At 61.2% G+C, this 19,002-nt stretch carries 15 protein-coding genes; all 15 read right to left on the reverse strand.

Annotation, left to right across the window (positions count from 1 at the left end; genetic code table 11):
• Positions 1–63: 63 nt before the first annotated feature.
• Positions 64–1,536 (reverse strand): Pup--protein ligase, encoded by a 1,473-nt coding sequence (gene pafA / locus HMPREF3055_RS05615; RefSeq protein ID WP_070738434.1) that lies wholly within the window; start codon positions 1,534–1,536, stop codon positions 64–66.
• 29 nt (positions 1,537–1,565) lie between these two features.
• Positions 1,566–1,760 carry a ubiquitin-like protein Pup gene (locus tag HMPREF3055_RS05620; protein ID WP_005506016.1) on the reverse strand — a complete coding sequence of 65 codons (195 nt, stop codon included), beginning with the start codon at positions 1,758–1,760 and terminating at the stop codon, positions 1,566–1,568.
• 190 nt (positions 1,761–1,950) lie between these two features.
• Positions 1,951–3,762, reverse strand: coding sequence for a depupylase/deamidase Dop (dop, locus tag HMPREF3055_RS05625; protein ID WP_070738436.1), 1,812 nt, complete (start codon positions 3,760–3,762; stop codon positions 1,951–1,953).
• Between the two features lie 99 nt (positions 3,763–3,861).
• A complete protein-coding gene (gene arc, locus HMPREF3055_RS05630; RefSeq protein ID WP_070738438.1) occupies positions 3,862–5,688 on the reverse strand; it encodes a proteasome ATPase in 1,827 nt (608 codons plus the stop codon).
• A gap of 144 nt (positions 5,689–5,832) precedes the next feature.
• Positions 5,833–6,909, reverse strand: coding sequence for a tRNA (adenine-N1)-methyltransferase (locus HMPREF3055_RS05635; RefSeq protein ID WP_070738440.1), 1,077 nt, complete (start codon positions 6,907–6,909; stop codon positions 5,833–5,835).
• Between the two features lie 239 nt (positions 6,910–7,148).
• On the reverse strand, positions 7,149–7,271 hold the full coding sequence (locus HMPREF3055_RS09490; protein WP_256387802.1) for a hypothetical protein: 123 nt from the start codon (positions 7,269–7,271) through the stop codon (positions 7,149–7,151).
• A gap of 1 nt (position 7,272) precedes the next feature.
• Positions 7,273–8,580, reverse strand: a complete 1,308-nt coding sequence (gene mshC, locus HMPREF3055_RS05640; RefSeq protein WP_070738442.1) for a cysteine--1-D-myo-inosityl 2-amino-2-deoxy-alpha-D-glucopyranoside ligase — start codon at positions 8,578–8,580, stop codon at positions 7,273–7,275.
• Between the two features lie 158 nt (positions 8,581–8,738).
• Positions 8,739–9,587, reverse strand: coding sequence for an undecaprenyl-diphosphate phosphatase (locus tag HMPREF3055_RS05645; protein ID WP_044145830.1), 849 nt, complete (start codon positions 9,585–9,587; stop codon positions 8,739–8,741).
• Positions 9,588–9,831: 244 nt separating this feature from the next.
• Positions 9,832–10,734: a hypothetical protein gene (locus HMPREF3055_RS05650; protein ID WP_070738444.1), complete on the reverse strand. Its 903-nt coding sequence runs from the start codon at positions 10,732–10,734 to the stop codon at positions 9,832–9,834.
• A 172-nt stretch (positions 10,735–10,906) separates the two neighbouring features.
• Entirely contained in the window at positions 10,907–12,655 is a 1,749-nt protein-coding gene (gene leuA / locus HMPREF3055_RS05655; protein WP_070738446.1) for a 2-isopropylmalate synthase, read from the reverse strand.
• A 405-nt stretch (positions 12,656–13,060) separates the two neighbouring features.
• Complete coding sequence (locus HMPREF3055_RS05660; RefSeq protein ID WP_070738448.1) at positions 13,061–14,500, reverse strand: LCP family protein; 1,440 nt, start codon at positions 14,498–14,500, stop codon at positions 13,061–13,063.
• An 82-nt stretch (positions 14,501–14,582) separates the two neighbouring features.
• On the reverse strand, positions 14,583–15,740 hold the full coding sequence (locus HMPREF3055_RS05665) for a GTPase Era (RefSeq protein WP_210399378.1): 1,158 nt from the start codon (positions 15,738–15,740) through the stop codon (positions 14,583–14,585).
• 120 nt (positions 15,741–15,860) lie between these two features.
• Positions 15,861–17,336, reverse strand: a complete 1,476-nt coding sequence (locus HMPREF3055_RS05670) for a hemolysin family protein (protein WP_070738450.1) — start codon at positions 17,334–17,336, stop codon at positions 15,861–15,863.
• A gap of 9 nt (positions 17,337–17,345) precedes the next feature.
• Positions 17,346–17,867, reverse strand: coding sequence for an rRNA maturation RNase YbeY (gene ybeY, locus HMPREF3055_RS05675; RefSeq protein ID WP_005505992.1), 522 nt, complete (start codon positions 17,865–17,867; stop codon positions 17,346–17,348).
• 3 nt (positions 17,868–17,870) lie between these two features.
• Positions 17,871–18,998 carry a PhoH family protein gene (locus HMPREF3055_RS05680; RefSeq protein WP_070738451.1) on the reverse strand — a complete coding sequence of 376 codons (1,128 nt, stop codon included), beginning with the start codon at positions 18,996–18,998 and terminating at the stop codon, positions 17,871–17,873.
• Positions 18,999–19,002: the final 4 nt, after the last annotated feature.

The following is a 19,002-nucleotide window of genomic DNA, read 5'->3' on the forward strand; positions in this document are numbered from 1 at the left end:
TGTTTTATGCTACGGCACGTAGCTGTGTTCAGGCTGTGTCGCGGCGCGGGGTGAGCTGGGGTTTTAGCAGGGCGGCGGGAATGCCGCCTCCTGATGCTGACGCGCCTTAGACGCCAGCAGGCTCAGCACGTCCTCCAGCTCCTCGCTGCCGGTAGCAAACGGGTCCTTACACACCAGCGTGTGCTGCGGGTATGCGTTGAGCTTCAAATGCACCCAATCCACGGTGAACTGCTCCCCCGCCGCAACCGCCGCATTAATGAAACGCGAACGCTGCAGAGCGCGAGTGTTCGGCGGCTGAGTCTTCGCCGCCTCCGCAGCACCCTCAGGCAGGATGCGCTTGACCGCACCGCGACGAACCAGCGCATGGAAGACGCTACGCTCCGGGTCGATGTCGTGGTACGCCAAATCCAGCTGACGGATGCGGGCGCTCGCATAATCGGCAGGCTGACCAGCCGCGCGGGCGCGGGCAATATACGCATCCAGAAGCTTCTTCTTAATCGCCCAGTCAATCTCCGTGTCAATGCTGCTGTAGTCGCCGGACTCGATAGCGTCCAGGGTGCGTTGCCACAGGTCCAGGGCGTATTCCACGTGGTGGTGGTGCGCGCCGTACTGCTGCACGTACTGGCGTGCCGCATCCAGGTAGTGACGCTGAACGCTCAACGCCGTGTAGTGCTTACCGTCCGTGGTTTCGAAGGTTGCAGTGCCGGTCAAATCGTGGCTGATAGCGCGCAGAGCCGCCGGAACAGACACAATATCCAGGCTCGTGACCGGGAAGCGGTCCTCCAGCATGCGCAGCACCAGGTCGGTGCTGGCAATCTTCAGCAGGGTCGTCGGCTCCGCCATGTTCGAATCACCATTAATGACGTGCATGCGGCGGAACTTCGAAGCGTCCGCGTGCGGCTCGTCGCGGGTGTTAATGAGCGGGCGAGCGCGCGAGGTTGAGGTGGATGCCGCCTCCCAAATATGGTCGGCACGCTGCGAGAACGAATACGAGGGCACACCCGTGCAGGACGCCGGGTCGGTCGAACCGGGCACCGGGCCACCGTTCGGGTGGGTCTTACCGGCACCAACCAGAATCTGGCGGGTCACCAGGAACGGCACGAGCTGCTTAATCAGGTCGTTGAACTGCAATTTGCGGCTGATCAGGTAGTTCTCGTGGCTGCCGTAGGAGTTGCCCGCCGAATCCACGTTGTTCTTGAACAGGTACAGTTCACCGTCGAGGGGGCGGCCCTCCGCGCCTGCGAGCAGGCGCTTGCGGGCGGTACGCGCCAGATCAGCGAAAAGCAGCTCACCGGCGCGTTCCTGCGCGAGTAGTTCATCAATGCTGCCGCATTCGGCGGAGGCGTACTCGGGGTGCGAACCCACGTCAAGGTAGAGCCTACCGCCGTTGGGCAGGAAGACGTTCGTTGAACGCCACTGATCCAGGACGGGCTTGAAAAGGGCGGCGGCGGACTCTTCGATGCTCAGCCGACCGAGCCCGTGCGGGACGTAGCTGAGCCCGAATTCGCTTTCAATGCCGAAAATACGGTGTTCCATGATGCTGACCCGGCGCGCAGGTGCGCCGGTTACTCGCCGCCCTTCTGGACGAAGCCGGTGACGAAGTCTTCAGCGTTCTCAGCGAGCAGGCCGTCAATTTCGTCGAGCAGGTCGTCGACCTCGCTCACGTCAGAGACAACGTGGGAGGCGGCGAGGGTCAGTTCCTGCTCCTGCTCGGCTGCGGTGGTTTCGGTCTGCTGTGCGCTGATGCGTTCGCGGCTCATGGTTCTCTCCTCAAGGGGTTTTCGGTTGTGGACAAATAAGTTTTTAGTGGGGTTGGGTGCGGGGTATAAGGGTTTTGGTACCCGGACCTTACTGCACCCCGCCTGTGGGTTATGTGGTTTTTACTCTTCCGAATGGGGGTATTCGCCCCGGGGAAGAATGTGAGTTTATGTGGGTTTAGGGGGTGTGCTGCTAGCGCAGGCGGTTCAGCAACGCATCCGAATGGTTTACCTCATCCAGCAGCGGCTCCACCTGGGCGGCACCGTAGCGGGTCGGCTCCATCATCGTAAAACGAGTCAGATCCTTCGAATACCTGCCGCGGCACGAGACCGTATCCCAGTTAATACCCAGAATCTCCTCCGGCCAACGCGCCATCAGAGTGCCACGCAAAAACGCACGAGTCTCACGCGGCGGCTCGGTCGTCGCACGCTTAATCTGCTCCGCAGAGAACAGCGTGCGCATACGGCCACGCGCCACCAGACGGTGATACAGGCTCTTCGACGGGTCAATATCAGCGTACTGCAAATCCAAAGCCTTCAACTTCGGATTCGCATAATCTACGCCCTGAGCGACATAACCGCGCACCAGCGCATACTTCGCCACCCAATCCAAACGATCCGCCAGCGAGAGCGGGTTGGTTTCCAGGGCGTCCAGAACCTCGCCCCACAAATCAAGGATCTGCGCGGTCGCAGCATCCACACCCGCCGGGTTCGACTCCTCGTGCGCGCGGGACGCCTCGTAGTAGGCGCGCTGAATCTGCAGGGCGCTCGCCGAACCGCTCGTGGACACCGGGTTCGGCAGGGTCGCCGAAGACGGCGCCAGCGGCAGCTGAACCGACAGCGACAGGTCGTGGCTGACCGCGTGCATCGCCGCCACCGGGTCGGACAGGCGCACACCCGGTAGCACCGGGTGCTGCTCGCTGTGCGACTCAATCAGGTTCATCACCAGCGCCGCCGTACCGAACTTCAACAGGTTCGAGTAGTGTGAGAGGTTCGCATCCGCCGGAATCACGTGCAGGCGGCGGTACTTCGACTCGTCCGCGTGCGGCTCATCGCGCGTGTTCACAATCGGGCGGCGAATCGTGGTCTCCAGGCCAATCGTGCGCTCAAAGAAATCAGCACGCGAACTAATCTGGAAGCCCGGAACCTCACCGTGCGTACCAATACCCACACGGCCCGCGCCCGTGAAAATTGCGCGGGTCGCAAAGAACGGCAGGAGCGCATCCGCAACCTGCTCAAACGGAACATCACGGCTGATTAGGTAGTTCTCGTGGGCGCCGTAGGACTGACCCTTCGAGTCGGTGTTGTTCTTGTACAGCTTCACCTGCGGCAAATCCTGCGCGTGGTTGCCCAGCTCCACCAGCGACTCGTACGCCAGCGCGTCACCGGCAGCGTCATAGAGCACCGCATCGGCGGGGGTCAGAACCTCCGGCGAGGAATACTCCGGATGCGCGTGATCCACATACAGGCGCGCACCATTGGGCAGAATCGCGTTCATGGTCACGCGGTCCCAATCCAGACGCTCCGGGAAACCACCGCGCCCGTGTACACCGGCGAGCGCATCCAGGGCGCTACGCGGCTCGGCGGGCTCACCCGGTGCCTGCACGCCCGCCTCACGCATAATTTCCAGGGCGATATCTTCGCTGGTCAGTTCGGAGCGGGTGTGCGTCATCTGGCTCGAGTGGGCGGTGGAGGCGTCCTGAACCTGGCCGAACGCGTCACGTAGCGGCGACTCGGATTCACCCAGCCACTGACCCTCGGGGGTGGCGGTTGAGTAGTTCTCTGCCTGGCGTGCCTGCTCGGCGGTCAGCTCATCCGCCAGGGCGCGGCGCTGCAGCTGCTCGCGGAAGGCGGCGCCGCGGCGGAAGGCAAGCTTGGCGTAGGTGTTGACCACCAGTGCGGACAGCACAGTCGGGTTGGTGCCCGGCGCGGAGGGCGCGATGACGCCGTACTCGGTTTCTGCACCCATAATGCGGTGCACGCCGTAGCTGGGGGTGGAGTTCATGGGGTTCTCCTGAAAAATCTATACCATCTAAAGGCTCTGGACCTGCGGTAATACTGAGTTTATGCGGGATAAGCGCGAGGTGTGGGCTGGGCGCGCGGCTTAGCGCGGCGGCTCAACCGACACCAAGCGGCCACGCACACCGGCAACGGTGAGCGCATCCTCAATATCGGGCAGCGGCGGCAAGTCCACCTGATCCTCAAACTCGGCGCGTACCGCCTCCAGCAGGTGGCGGGTGCCAATACCCACGCTCGAGGCGTCCGCACCGGCGGTCAGCGCCTGCAGCTGCTCCTTAATCGCGGCCTTCTTCGCGCGGTCCACAATATTGCGAATCACCGCGCCCGAAGCGAAATCGCCGCGGTACAGCGTGTGAGTGGACAGGTTCGCGCTCGCACCAGAACCAACGACCATGGAAGAATCCACGGTCGCCACAGCGTACGCCGTGGAGGGGGTGCGCGCGTACAGCTGACCTGCCGCCGCCGCAATCATCGCGGTCAGGGCGGCGCGGGTCGAGCCGGCGGCTGCCACCTCCGCAGCGTCCAGGGGCAGGTCCTCGGTCAGGTACAGGCCGAAAATCTCTGCCGCACCGGCGGCGTCCGGGCGGTTAATGCGGATTTTCAGGTCGAGTCGGCCCGGGCGCATCACGGCGGCATCAATCAGGTCTTCACGGTTGGTCGCGCCAATAACGATGACGTTCTGCAGCGACTCCACACCGTCAATTTCAGCAAGCAGCTGCGGCACGATGGTCGTCTCAATATCGGAGGAACGACCCGAACCGCGCATACGGAACAGCGACTCCATCTCGTCGAAGAACACGACGACCGGGTGGCCCGCCTCCGCCTTCTCACGGGCGGCAACGAAAATATCGCGAATCTGACGTTCGGTCTCACCAACGAACTTATCCAGCAGCTCGGGGCCCTTAATGTTCAAGAAGTAGCCGCGAGTAGCCGAACCCGGGTTCAGCGCAGCCGCACGAGCCGCCAGGGAGTTCGCCACAGCCTTAGCAATCATGGTCTTACCGTTACCGGGAGGACCGTACAGCAGAATGCCCTTGGGCGGCGCCAGGTGGTAGCGCTCAAAAATCTCGGGGTGCAGGTACGGCAGCTCCACCGCGTCGCGAATCTGCTCGATCTGCGCGCCCAGGCCACCAATCTGCTCGTAGGTGACGTCCGGGATCTCTTCCAGAACCAGCTCCTGCGAGCGGGAGGCGGGAACCTGCGAGGTCAGCATGCGGGTGCGCGTGTCAAGGGTGACCGCGTCACCGGTGCGCAGCTGCTCAATGTCGAGGGAACCAGCCACGCGCGCCACCTGCTGAGCACCCGAGGACGTATCAACCAGCACGCGCTGCTCATCCAGCACCTCGCGCACGGTCACCACGTCACCGAAAGGTTCGGTGTCCAGGGCGAGCACCGCCTCGGACTTGTCGTTGAGCAGCACGGTCATGCCGGGGGTGAGGGTGGACAGGTCAATCAGCGGGGACACCGGAATACGCATCATGCGGCCGCTCACCTGAACATCCAGGTAGGCGTCAATCTCGGCGGGAGTCTTATCGTCGGCAACCTGCTCGTAGGTCATGGTCTGACCCTCATGCACCGCCAGCACAATCGCCGAATTCAGCGGCGGCATAACGTTCTGCGACAGGGACGCGCGCAGACGCTCCACCTGGTAGCGCATGCTGGTGATTGCCTCAACGAGCTTGCGGTTCTTCTCCCCCGCACCACGAATCTGTCGGCTCATATTGTCGCGGGTTGCCTCCGCCGCGGAGAGTCGACGCAGCACGGCGTCATACTCCTGCGCGCTGACGGGCTGACTGCCGGGCAGGGAGGTCGACCCGAAAGCAGCCGAGTAGTGCGGTGCCGCGCTGGCTGCACTGTGGGCGGTGCCGTACTGGGGGGTTCCTGCCTGATCTGCAGATTCGTGGGTGGACACGGTAGCTCCTTTAGCTGTTCGTCCTGATCGGCGGCTACTCGGTGCGGGTACTGGGTGGGTATCGGGCACAGCGAGTAGCCTGGTGAGTGCACTGCGGGGGCTCCAGGCAACGCCCGTGCCCCCGCAGGTCAAAGATGGTTCAAATTATTCAGCAGACTCAGTCGCCTCAGCTGCTGCGCCGTTGTTCTGCGCGGTACCGTTCTGTTCCAGCGCAATCTCGTTCGCGCGTGCGGCGTGAGCGGCAAGGTTCTTCGCATCGCGGGCTGCGCGGCGAATCTTTTTGTCGGTCACCTCACGCTCACCCACGTTCATGGGAATCCACGCGTTCATATCCTCTTCAGAGAAGTCAGTCTTGGATGCGCGACGCTTCGGCGCCAGGCGTACCGCACCGTCAGCGAGGCGACGGGCAACCACCAGGAACGCGGTGTGCGCCACCATGCGGTGGTCGGGGCGGACCGCCAGGCCCTCCACATGCCAGCCGCGCACAATGGTTTCGTCGCATTCGGGTTCGGTGAAGCGGCCATCCAGGCGCATGCCCTCAACCAGGCGGGACATCTGGGTCACGGTCGCAACGTAGCAGATGAGCACGCCGCCGGGTGCGAGCGCCTCCGCTACAGCGTCCAGGCATTCCCAGGGTGCGAGCATGTCGAGTACGACGCGGTCGACGCTGCCGGGCTCTTCGACCTGCGGCAGGGTGTCCTGCAGGTCGCCGATGCTCAGCTTCCACGCCGGGTGCGGGCCACCGAACATGGTTTCAATGTTGCCGCGGGCGACGTCTGCGAACTCTTCACGACGTTCGAAGGAGTGCACGCAACCGTAGTCGCCGACTGCACGCAGCAGCGCGATGGACAGTGCACCGGAGCCAACGCCGGCCTCGACGACGCGTGCGCCGGGGAAGATGTCTGCCTTGACGATGATCTGGGCGGCGTCCTTGGGGTAGACGACGGCTGCGCCGCGCGGCATGGAGAGCACGAAGTCCTTGTAGAGGGGGCGCAGCGCCTGGTAGAGGATGCCGTGAGTGTTGGGGATGACGGTGCCTTCGGGTGCGCCGATGAGGTCGTCATGCTTGAGGAAGCCCTTGTGGGAGTGGTATTCGCCGCCTTCGGCGAGGGTGATGGTGGTGATGCGGCCGCGTTCGTCAGTGATTTGGACGCGCTCGCCGGGGCGGAAGGGGCCGCGGCGGTTGATTGCGCCGGTGGGGGTGTGGGTGCCGCTGCTCACGGGGTGATTCTCCTCGGGTTTGGGTCAGTCTGTGCTGTTCGCGCTTTGCGGCGAACTCTGGACGGAAAAAGTCCTTTTCTATTTTAGCGGAGTCTGCAAATCGGCTGTGGCGCATTACCCCGCGGGCGTGATAACCAGTCATCGGGTTCTACAACCGGTTAAACGCAAGGGGGTGGGTGACCCTGGAGTATTCCAGGATCACCCACCCCCTTGTTGGGCTTATATTGCTCTCAGAAGCCCTACGCTTCCTTCTGCGCCTCGTACGCGCGTACCTCAGCTAACATCTCTGCGGCAAGCGCATCGACCGTCTCACGGTCATACGGGCGAAGAGCGTACAGCTCCTCCATGACAGATGCAGCCATCTTAGAGGACCACGCCCAGGCGTGCCGCCAGGATGTCACGCACCAGCGCGCCACCGCCGACGGTGGTGTCCGCCAGAGCCTTCACAGCCCACGCATCCACAGCCGCCAGAGCAGCCGGTGCGTTCAAGTCCTCGCCGAGTGCCTCACGCACAGCAGCCAGCAGCTCAACAGCCGCCTCATCGCTTGCGCCCTCACGGCCCTCAGCCATCGACACCGCATGACGGTACGTATCCAGGCGAGCCTTCGCGTGCTCCAGCAGCTCATCAGTCCAGAACCAATCCGAACGGTAATGCTGACCCATAATCGCCAGACGCACCGCGTTCGCATCCTCACCGGCTGCACGCAGACGCGAAACCAGCACCAGGTTGCCGCGGGACTTGCTCATCTTGTGGCCGTCCAAACCGACCATGCCAGTGTGTGCGTAATGCTTAGCGTGCGGGCGCGCAGACACAGCCCACGAATGGCCAGCACCCAGGTCGTGGTGCGGGAAGGTCAGGTCGTTACCACCAGCCTGAACGGTCAGCGAACCATCCACAAAACGGCGGGCAATCATCGTGCACTCAATATGCCAGCCCGGGCGGCCCGCGCCCAGCTCGCCGGCATCCCAGCTCGGCTCGCCCTCACGCTCAACACGCCACAGCAGCGGATCCAGTGCGTCACGCTTACCGGCACGGTTCGGGTCGCCGCCGCGCTCAGCGAAAATCTCCAGCATCTCATCACGGCTCAAGTGGCAAACCTCGCCCGGCGCCCACGAGTAGCCCTCAGCGTTCGCGGGCAGCTCACGCACAGCCTTCAAATCCAGGTACACGTCACCGTCAGGATGCACCACACCCTGCTCGTCAGTGTAGCCGGGCACGCGGTACGCCAGGCCGCGGCGCAGCAAATCCTCAATCAGCGGGAACAGCCACTCAATGGACTCCACCACACCCACATAGTGCGCCGGCGGAATCACGTTCAGCGCCTTCATATCGGTGCGGAACAGCTCCGTCTGATCCTCAGCCAGCTCACGCCAATCAACATTCGTCGCGGTCGCACGCTCCAGCAGCGGGTCGTCCACATCGGTCACGTTCTGCACGTAGGTGACCGGCACGCCCGCATCCAGCCAGGCGCGGTGCAGCAAGTCAAAAGCAACATAGGTGGAGGCGTGACCCATATGCGTCGCGTCGTACGGGGTGATACCGCAAACGTACAGGCTCGCCGCCTTATCCTCCTGAACCTGAACAATCTCACCAGCCGCGGTATCAAAAATACGCGGCAACGCAGCCTGACCGGGCAGAGTCACAGAGGCGGGGGCATCCCAAGCTCGCATGGGTTTCCTTTCCGTAAAAACGCCCACAACCGGTGGACGCGCCACACCCGCCGCCCAACCTCAAGGCATGCGGGTGCCAAAAAATCTACTCCAATAAGAATACCCGCCCGTGAGAAACTCACGGACGGGTATGTCATATCACGCTGAGGGCTAAAGCCTTAGAACGCCGAAGAAGTAGCGTTCAGAACGCCAGTGCCCAGACCAACGAAAATCAGGATACCGAGCGCAATGCGGTACCAGATGAAAATGCCGTACGACTTCGACGACACGTACTTCAGGAACCAGCCAATCATCAGGTAACCCACCACAAACGCAACCAGAGTAGCCACGATAGTCGAGGGGATACCGTAGTAGCCGGTAGCTTCCTCGCCGGTGACCACCTTGAAGGTCTTGTACAGGCCAGACATGAACACGGCAGGCATGGCCAGCAGGAACGAGTAACGTGCCGCAGCCTCACGGGTGTACCCCATGAACAGACCCGCAGTAATCGTACCGCCCGAACGGGAAACACCCGGGATCAGTGCCAGCGCCTGTGCGCAACCGTACAGCAGGCCGTGACGGAACGTCAGGTCCTTCAGCTCACGCTGCTCGCGGCCAAAACGGTCCGCAAGACCCAGGAACACAGCAAACACAATCAGCATGGTCGCCACAATCCACAGGCTGCGGAACTGCGTGTCAATATAGTCTTCCAGCAGCAGGCCCAGAACGCCGATGGGCAGGGAGCCAATAATAATCAGCCAACCCATGCGGGCATCCGGGTCATTGCGCGGTACACGACCGGTAAGAGCGCCAAACCACGCCTTCACAATGCGCACAATATCGCGCCAGAAAAAAATCAAGACCGCGGTCTCAGTACCCAGCTGGGTGATTGCGGTAAACGCGGCGCCCGGGTCAGCCTTCTCCGGCAGGATCTGGCCAACAATGTTCAGATGCGCCGATGACGAAATCGGCAGAAATTCGGTCAGGCCCTGAACAAAGCCCAAAATAATTGCTTGAATCCATTCCACGCATTCAAGGATACAGGAGGCGCACCCGCCCGGGGGCGGTTCGCCGAAGGTGATGTGGAACCTCCGCAAACCGCCCCGTCCACACTGTGAAACGCTCAGGGTGCCGTTTCAGGAGGTACACCGCGGTGCAACCGGGGCTTATCCACGGCTCATCAACGGTTCATCTACGGCTCAAAGAGACCGCGCAAACACCTCAAATGCGCGCTCTCCGGCGCGTCGAAGGTGCGTCAACGGCGCAAGCGTACTAGCCGCACGACCAGTCGAAAACACCCGTCTCAAAATCAAAAACAGCGCTACCGCACCCAAAATTCAGCACATCAAACTCATCGAACTCAATATAACGAGCCGTCAGCCCCTCCGGCAGAGCCTGCGCATAAAAATGAGTGCCACCCAGGTGAGTACCCACCGCAATCAGCGGCTTCGCCCACTCAAACCACGCAGAATCCTCAGCATCCCAATCGAAAGGACTCAAATAACCAGTCTGCGGGTCAACATTCTCAAACACATCACTGGGGACCTTACCGGCATTCGGGTCATCCGTCGGAACCCACCCCAGCAGAGCAGGCTTACGAGCCAGCGGCTGCTGACGATCCGCCAAAGCCCAGGCGCTGAAGCTCTCCTCCTCACCACGATGCTCACCGGGCCGGCGCACATCCTGCGGGGCCTCCGTACGGGACGAGAACTCCTCCTCACTCAGGTACAGCACCGCAAACTCGGCATCCAAAATATCGCGCAACAACAACTGGTACGGATGCACCCGCGCCTGCGCATACTGCACCTCAAACGGGTCATCACTAGCAGCATTAGCAACACCCTCAGTCGCCTCATCCCCAGCGAACTGGCCATCACCAGCGAAGAAAGAGAACGCCACAACGCCCGGATACTTCTGCGCATCCGGCAGGTACTCCCCCGGCAACCTCACCGTAAAAATATGCTGCATTGGCAAACCAGTAAACGTACTGCGCGGCCACTGATCCTGCTCAATACCGGGACCAGTCGAACCCACCCAGCCAGCCTCCCACACCTCGGTGGAACCTGCAGGCAGAGCAGTATCATCACCACCGCGCAGCTCATAATTCCAGGCACGAACAGAAGAATCGGTGCCCGCCGCATCAACGGGGCTAAACACCATCGCGTAGCTTTTCATGAGAGTTCCTCTCCGCAGATTATTCGCCCCACAGCCCACCAACGCACACAATGCCTGCGCACATTAAACGCCTAAGGGGCGGGATACATACTCCCAGTATGCGTCCCGCCCCCGCTTCATGCGCGGTTAACGGTCACCCGCAGACCCCGCACAAAGCATAAACGGTCATCGCCTACGCCTGACGCTCATCACGCAGCGCACGGTTCACAGCCGAAATCATCGCCTTCAACGCCGCACGAGTCGTCGAGCTGTCCACGCCAATACCCCACAGCACGCGAGAACCAACAGCAGCCTCAACGTAGCACGCCGCGTTAGCAGTCGACGAAGACGACATGGTGTGCTCCGAGTAATCCATCACGCGAATATCCACGCCCTCGCCCGAAAGGATGTTCTGCAGAGCATCCACCGGACCGGTACCCGAAGCCGAACGAGTGTACGTGTGGCCATCAATGTTCAGACCAACACGCAGAGTAGTTGCACCAGTATCAGCCGAATCAATGTTAATCGACTCAATACGGTACTTACCCCAACGGTTCTGCGGATCCGGAGCGGGCAGGTACTCATCCGCGAAGATGTTCCACAGCTTCTGGCTGGTCATCTCGCCGCCCTCAGCGTCAGTACGAGCCTGAACAATCTTTGAGAACTCAACCTGAGCACGACGCGGCAGATCCAGACCGTGATCCTGCTTCAGCAGGTACGCCATACCGCCCTTACCGGACTGCGAGTTCACACGAATAATCGCCTCATAGGTACGACCCAGATCGCGAGGATCAATCGGCAGGTACGGAACCTCCCAGTACACCTCATCCACGGTCTTACCCGCCTCAGCAGCAGTACGCTCCAGAGCCTCAAAGCCCTTCTTAATAGCGTCCTGGTGAGAACCAGAGAACGCGGTGAACACCAGATCGCCACCATACGGCGAACGCTCGTGCACCTTCAGCTGGTTGCAGTATTCAACAGTCTTACGGATACCGTCAATATCAGAGAAATCAATCTGCGGATCCACACCCTGGGTGTACATGTTCAGACCCAACGTCACCAGGTCAACGTTACCGGTGCGCTCGCCATTACCGAAGAGGCAACCCTCAATACGGTCAGCGCCCGCCAGGTAACCCAGCTCAGCAGCAGCCACGCCGGTACCGCGGTCATTGTGCGGGTGCAGCGACAGTACAATGTGCTCGCGGTGGTTCAGGTTGCGGTGCATCCACTCGACAGAGTCGGCGTACACGTTCGGGGTAGCCATCTCAACGGTAGCGGGCAGGTTCACAATCAGCTCGCGGCCGTTCTGACCGACCTCCAGCTCCTCAGCCACAGCGTTCACCACGCGAGCCGCGTACTCCAGCTCAGTACCGGTGAAGGACTCAGGCGAGTACTCGTAGATGACCTTAGTGTCAGAGATCATCTGCTCTTCGTACTTGCGGCACAGGCGCGCACCCTGCAGGGCGATATCCAGCACGCCCTCCTGATCCTGGTTGAACACCACGCGACGCTGCAGAACGGAGGTCGAGTTGTAGAAGTGCACAATCGCCTGCGGTGCGCCCTCAATCGCCTCAAAAGTGCGGGCAATCAGGTGCTCACGCGCCTGCACCAGAACCTGAATGGTCACATCCGAAGGAATGTGGCCGTCCTCAACGAGAGTGCGCACAAAATCAAAGTCAGTCTGCGACGCCGAAGGGAAACCAACCTCAATTTCCTTGTAACCCATCTTCACCAGCAGCTTGAACATCGCAAGCTTACGGTCGGTGTCCATGGGGTCAATCAGCGCCTGGTTGCCGTCACGCAGATCCACTGCGCACCAGCGCGGAGCCTTCTCAATGACCTTATCCGGCCAAGTGCGGTCCGGCAGGTCAACAACAATCTGCTCGCGGAAAGGGCGGTACTTGTGTACCGGCATGGGGCTGGGCTTCTGGTGGTTTTTCATGATGAATTTCCTGTTGGTTGGTCCGTCTCGCTCTACCCCAAATGTGGGGCTCGTACCGTGCCGGGTATCGGTCCCCGGCAGCCGTGGTCAAGGCGGTGCATCAGAAAGGATGCGAAGGTGAGATGCCGCGTCAAAAAGCCGGAACGGTTGCGGCAGATTCTAGCGTGCCCCGTTCCGGCGAATAAGCAGCAGGTTCACTGCCTGGCGGGTAACCCCGCGCTTGCTCTCACCGTCAATAGTCATGCCTCCACGCTATCACAGGGGTCGGAGGCGGTGGCAGGGCACCCGGGAAGCCGTCCATCATCTGGAAAGAATCAACGACAAAGGGGCGCAGCCACCATTTCTGGCGCTACGCCCCTTCTGTTCGCTATTCACGTATCTGCGCTATGTTCTACTAGCTACAACCTAGTAGGCGAAAGCAGTCTGGCACTTGTGCTGATCAGCAGTCTGACCGGTCGCGTTACCCGCAATCGCAGCCTCCTGCTTCTCCATCGCCTCACCGGACGGGAAGTCAGTACCAATCGTCACCGACACGCCCAGAACCTCTTCAGTAGCCACCACGCGGGTTACGTTCAGCTTCGCGGCGATTTCCTTCGCTTCCGCCTCGTAACCGGTCGAGTAGAACACCGTGGTGAAGTTCGTCGGGCTAGCGGAGGTACCCGGAGTAACATTCGTGTAGCCCAGGCCCTCAATCACCGAAGCGATCGTAGCCGAGCGGCCATCCAGACCGGTCGCGTTGTACACGTTCACCGGAACCGTACGATCGAGCTGAACCGGAGCGGCAGCAGTAGCCGGCGCCTCCGGAGCCTTCTCCTCCTTCAGCGACTTATCATCACGCAGACGCTGGAACACATTCGCAGCATCCGCAGAAACCTGCAGGCGGTTCTCATCCTGGCTCCACGGCTCAGTCGGCACCGTCGCAAAAACAACATTCGACAGGTCCACGCCGCCGAGAGCCGCACCAACACCCACCAGAGTGCTGATATTGCCCAGGTTCTTATCCACCGTCACGTTCTGAGTAATCGCCTCAGCAATATTAATCAGACGGCCCGGATTCGACAGAGTACCCTCGCTCTTCACCTTACGTAGCAGCGAAGACAAGAAGCCCTGCTGAGCCTGAATACGACCAATATCGGAACCATCCGAGAAGCCGTGGCGGCTACGCAAGAACGCAAGAGCCTGCTCACCCTCAACCGAAGAAGTACCGGCAGGAAGCTTCAAGCCACTGTACTCGTCATCAATCGGAGCATCCACACACACCTGAACGCCGCCAACAACCTTCGACAGCTCCTTCACAGCGTTAAAGTCCACCAGCATAAAGTGGTCAATATTCACGCCGGTCAGCTTGCTAATGGTCGCCACAGTACAACCGGCACCACCGCGAGACAGAGACTCGTTAATCTGAACGTTCTCCTCAGCCGGGTACACGGTGCCGCTCTCAGGGTCAGTACACTGCGGCACATCAACCATCAAGTCACGCGGGAACGACAGCACGCTCACGTTCTTGCGGTCCTTGCTGATCTGCAGAAGCATCATCACGTCCGCGCGAGCCTCAGAATTGCGGTCATCCTCATTACCGTACGCGCCGTTATTGCCCTTACGGGTATCGGAACCAATCACGAGAATGTCCAAGGCGCCGTTCTCCAGGCCGTCCTTGTAATTGCTGATGTTCAGCTCCTGAGTATGCAGATTATTGCGCATACGCAGAGCCAACACGCCACCAAAGCCAACAACAATGACGAGCATGCAAGCAGTAAGCAGAGCAATCCACTTATTGCGGTTTGAAGTCATCACCGTCGTGCGCATATGACGACCGGTGCTTCGTAAACGAGGTGCCTGGGGCATACCTTTTCTCTTTCTGCCGGTGAGCAAGTGCTTTCTCAGAGTAGCACTCTTCCCTATGAGCGCCGAATGAGTAGGAAAACTACTAGAATCCCAGGCGATTCAACGCACGCGCGTCAGACTGCCATTCCTTCGCAACCTTCACATGAATATTCAGGTAAATGCGGGTACCGAGCATCGCCTCAATCTGCTCACGAGCCTTCGTACCAATCTTGCGCAGGTTCGAGCCGCCCTTACCGATAATGATGTACTTCTGCGACTCACGCTCCACAAACAGGTTCACGTGCACATCCAGCAGCGGGTTATCCTCCGGGCGGCCCTCACGGAACTCCATCTCCTCAACCGTCACAGCAATCGAGTGGGGCAGCTCCTCACGCGCACCCTCCAGGGCAGCCTCACGCACCAGCTCCGCGATGAGGGTTGCCTCCGGCTCATCGGTCAGCTCACCGTCCGGGTACAGCGGCGGCGACAGCGGAGTGTACTGCGCCAGCAGGTCAGCAACCGCATCCACCTGGAAATGCTTCACAGCAGACACCGGGATAATCGCAGCCCAGCCGCCCTTACCGTCAACCGGCATCGGCTCAGCAACCTCACCGGCACGGCGCTTAGCCGCAGGACCCGAACCTTTCGCGAAAGGCACAGCATCATTCTTGCCGTCCTTACCCTTGGGGCCCTTACCCTTCTGCTTCGCACGATGCGCGGCACGCTTAGCACGAGCCGCACGCTCAGCGCTCATGACCTCCTCGCCGAGCGCCTCAACAGCCAGCAGCTGCTCACGCAGCTCCTCAGAGCTCACAGTGTCAGCCTTCGTCACAATAGCAACCACCGGCTTATTGCTCGACGCCACCAGCTGCGACGCAATGTAACGGTCACCCGGACCAATCTTCTCATTCGCCGGAATGCAGAAGCCCAGCACATCCACCTGCGAGAGGGTGCTTGCCACCAGGTCGTTCAGACGCTCACCCAGCAGAGTGCGGGGGCGGTGAATACCCGGGGTGTCCACCAGAATCAGCTGGTACTCGTCCTTGTGCACAATACCGCGGATCGTGTGGCGGGTCGTCTGCGGACGGTTCGAGGTGATAGCCACCTTCTGACCGACCATAGCGTTCGTCAAAGTAGACTTACCCGCATTCGGGCGGCCCACCAGCGACGCGAAGCCCGAACGGAAGTCCGCCGGGTAGGTCGGCAGCGGGGTGCTCAAGTCCAGAGTGCTCAAATCGAGCGGGGTGTACTCCTGGTCCATTGTGTTTCTCCTTGTCAAACCCCGTGCGGGGTGTATGGGGTGCCAGCCTCATCTGCCTGCGCCTTCGGGGCGGCGGCGGGCTCAAAGCGTGTTAGAAAATGCGGCGTCTATATTCGATATCTAGCGGTTGCTGTGCTTATCGGTGGCAGGTTCAGCCTCTGCAGTATCTCCCGGAAGATCCGGATGCGCGTGCGGCTCAGCTACAGCGGGCGGGTCGGTATCCACGGTGAGGATGTCAGCAACCTCAGACTTCGGGGAATTAGAGGCCGGGGAATTAGACGCCGTGGAACCTTCAGCGTTCTGCTGCTCATCACGAGGCGGCTCATACCACGCCTGCAACATATCGACCTGGTGGCGGCGGCCCGACGAACCAATCGCACGAATATGAATGCCGTCAATCTCAATCTCAGAACCGACAATCGGCACCATACCCAGATGCTTAGCGAGCAGACCGCCCACCGTATCAACATCTTCATCGTCGAGTTCACGACCGAAAATTTCGCCCAGCTCATCAATACCCAGACGGGCAGAGAGACGGAACGTGCCGTCGTCATTCAGCGTGTACTCGGGGCGCTCACGGTCGTACTCATCAGAAATGTCACCGACCAGCTCCTCAATCAGGTCCTCAAGGGTAATCAGACCGGCGGTGCCGCCGTACTCATCAACAATGATCGCCACGTGCGTGGACTCGCGCTGCATCTCACGCAGCAGGTCCATGGCGCGCTTCGACTCGGGCTCAAAACGAGCCGGGCGCATCAGCTCAACCACGGTCGGCAGGGCGGTACCCTCGGGAGCCTCACCGTGCAGGATGAAGGCGCGCATCGCGTCCTTCAGGTAGAGCACGCCCAGAATCTCATCGCTCGAATCACCAATCACCGGCATACGCGAATAACCCGAACGCAGGAACAGGCTCAGTGCCTCACGCAGAGGGGTGTCACGGCTGACGGTGAGCATGTCGGTACGCGGAACCATAAGCGAACGGATGCGGGTATCGTCCATCTCAAAGACGGACTGTACCATCTGCGCCTCGTCGTCCTCAATGGTTTCAGCGTCGGAGGCGCGGTCCAGGAACTCGCGCAGCTCCTCCTCATCGAACACGCCCACCGGGGCCTCAGCCGAACGTTCCGGCGCCAGGCGCACACTGAGCTTATCGAGCAGACCGGTCGCCGGGCTCAGCAGAACCGACAGGTAGTGCACCGGGCGAGCCAGCACACGAATCGACGTGACCGGGCGGTTACGACCCAGAGCACGCGCCAGCACGTGCAGAATCGGGTAGCCCACCAGCGCAACAATCACGAGGGTCAGCACGACGGCGAGCGCGTGCACCTCGACCAGGTTCAGCAGGCAGGTCATGGTGGCGAGCACCGCGGCGGCGGCGGCAATGAGGCGGGTCAGGCGTAGCGGGTGCGTGTACGCTTCGGAGTCACCGTCGAGGGTGCGCTGCAGGACGCGCGCACCGAGGGTGTCCGGGTGTGCCTCCACTGCTTCCTCAGCCTCGTTGTGCGGCAGGTAGGTGAACGCGGTTTCGGCGATTGCCGCGACCACGGTCAGGCAGAGCGCGAGAACGGCGAGGAGGGCTGTGAGTAGAATGTCCACGCCGCTCCCCTAGTGTCGGGTTTCGACCGGTGCCGGGCGGCCCAGGAACTCTTCGAGGATGGACCGCTGAATGCCGAACATTTCAGCTTCCTCTTCGGCGGTGCCGTGGTCGTAGCCGAGGCAGTGCAGAATGCCGTGGGTGGTGAGCAGGCACAGCTCGTCCAGGGTGCTGTGACCCGCGTCTGCGCCCTGACGTGCGGCGACGGGCGGGCAGAGGATGATGTCGCCGAGCATGCCGCTGGAGGGGTTTTCGGGGGTCCCCGGTTCCAGCTCGTCCATGGGGAAGCTCATCACGTCGGTTGCGCCGGGCAGGTCCATCCATTCGATGTGCACGCGTTCCATTTCGTCTTCGTTCACAATGGCGATGGACAGGTAGGTGTCATCGGCAAGGTGCATGCGTTTGAAGGCGTGCTCGACGAGGCGGGTGAGCACCTCGGTGTCTACCGCTTCGAAAGATTCGCGGATGAAGGCGTCGGTTGCCGGGTCGGCACCGGTTGCGGGTTCTTCACAGTCGAATTCGATCTCTGCCACCGTTTAGCGTCCTTCCGGGGTGGTCTGTGCGTTGTCGGAGTTGTTCTCGGCGTTCTTTTCGGAGCCGCCGTTGATGCCGGCGCGGTCCAGCAACTTCTCGGCTGCGGCCTCGATGGTGGCGCGCTTGACCTTGCGGTTGCGCTTGCGTTCCATTGCCTTCTGGTCTTCGCCCCACTGGTCGTAGGCGGACACAATGTTCGACACCAGGGTGTGGCGAACCACGTCAGAGGATTCCAGGATGCTGAAGTGAATATCCTCCACACCCTGCAGAATGTTGCGCACCTGCTTCAGGCCGGAGGCCGCGCCACCGGGCAGGTCAATCTGGGTGATGTCACCGGTAATGACCATCTTCGAGCCGAAGCCCAGGCGGGTCAGGAACATCTTCATCTGCTCGGCGGTGGTGTTCTGCGCCTCGTCGAGGATGATGAATGCGTCGTTGAGGGTGCGGCCGCGCATGTACGCCAGCGGTGCGACCTCGATGGTGCCCGCCTCCATGAGCTTGGGGATGGTTTCGGGCTCGAGCATGTCGTGCAGCGCGTCGTAGAGCGGGCGCAGGTACGGGTCGATCTTCTCGTTGAGGGTGCCGGGCAGGAAGCCCAGACGCTCGCCAGCCTCCACGGCGGGGCGGGTGAGGATAATGCGGTTCACTTCGTGGCTCTGCAGCGCCTGCACAGCCTTCGCCATGGCGAGGTAGGTCTTACCGGTACCCGCCGGGCCGATGCCGAAGATGACGGTGTTCGCGTCGATAGCATCCACGTACTTCTTCTGGTTAATGGTCTTGGGGCGAATCGTGGTGCCGCGGGTGGAGAGGATGCTGGTGGACAGCGAGTGCGCCGGGTTACTCAGTTCGTCGCCGAGCATGCCCATGAGGCGGTGAATGACCTGCACGGTAATCTGCGTGTCGTGGCTGGAGAGTACGCGCAGCTCGTTCAGCAGCTTTGCGGCGGTGTTGACGGCCTCGGAGGGGCCGGTGATGAGCACGTCCAGGTCCTTGGGGCGCAGGCTAATCTGCTCGAAGTAGTCCTCGATAATTGCCAGGTGCGCGTCCTGCGGGCCGAGCACGGCAATCATTTCTGCGGCGCTCTTGAAAGATACGGTGCGCGCGGTCGAGAGAGGTCGGGAGGTAGTCATATGG

This window comes from Rothia sp. HMSC061C12, assembly GCF_001815755.1.
GTDB classification, from domain to species: domain Bacteria; phylum Actinomycetota; class Actinomycetes; order Actinomycetales; family Micrococcaceae; genus Rothia; species Rothia mucilaginosa.

Bases quoted from the DNA above. Each gene is read 5' to 3' on its own strand.
- pafA (WP_070738434.1), bottom strand. From the start codon at position 1,536: ATGGAACACCGTATTTTCGGCATTGAAAGCGAATTCGGGCTCAGCTAC.
- HMPREF3055_RS05620 (WP_005506016.1), bottom strand. From the start codon at position 1,760: ATGAGCCGCGAACGCATCAGCGCACAGCAGACCGAAACCACCGCAGCC.
- dop (WP_070738436.1), bottom strand. From the start codon at position 3,762: ATGAACTCCACCCCCAGCTACGGCGTGCACCGCATTATGGGTGCAGAA.
- HMPREF3055_RS09490 (WP_256387802.1), bottom strand. From the start codon at position 7,271: ATGGCTGCATCTGTCATGGAGGAGCTGTACGCTCTTCGCCCGTATGAC.
- mshC (WP_070738442.1), bottom strand. From the start codon at position 8,580: ATGCGAGCTTGGGATGCCCCCGCCTCTGTGACTCTGCCCGGTCAGGCT.
- HMPREF3055_RS05650 (WP_070738444.1), bottom strand. From the start codon at position 10,734: ATGAAAAGCTACGCGATGGTGTTTAGCCCCGTTGATGCGGCGGGCACC.
- leuA (WP_070738446.1), bottom strand. From the start codon at position 12,655: ATGAAAAACCACCAGAAGCCCAGCCCCATGCCGGTACACAAGTACCGC.
- HMPREF3055_RS05660 (WP_070738448.1), bottom strand. From the start codon at position 14,500: ATGCCCCAGGCACCTCGTTTACGAAGCACCGGTCGTCATATGCGCACG.
- HMPREF3055_RS05665 (WP_210399378.1), bottom strand. From the start codon at position 15,740: ATGGACCAGGAGTACACCCCGCTCGATTTGAGCACTCTGGACTTGAGC.
- HMPREF3055_RS05680 (WP_070738451.1), bottom strand. From the start codon at position 18,998: ATGACTACCTCCCGACCTCTCTCGACCGCGCGCACCGTATCTTTCAAG.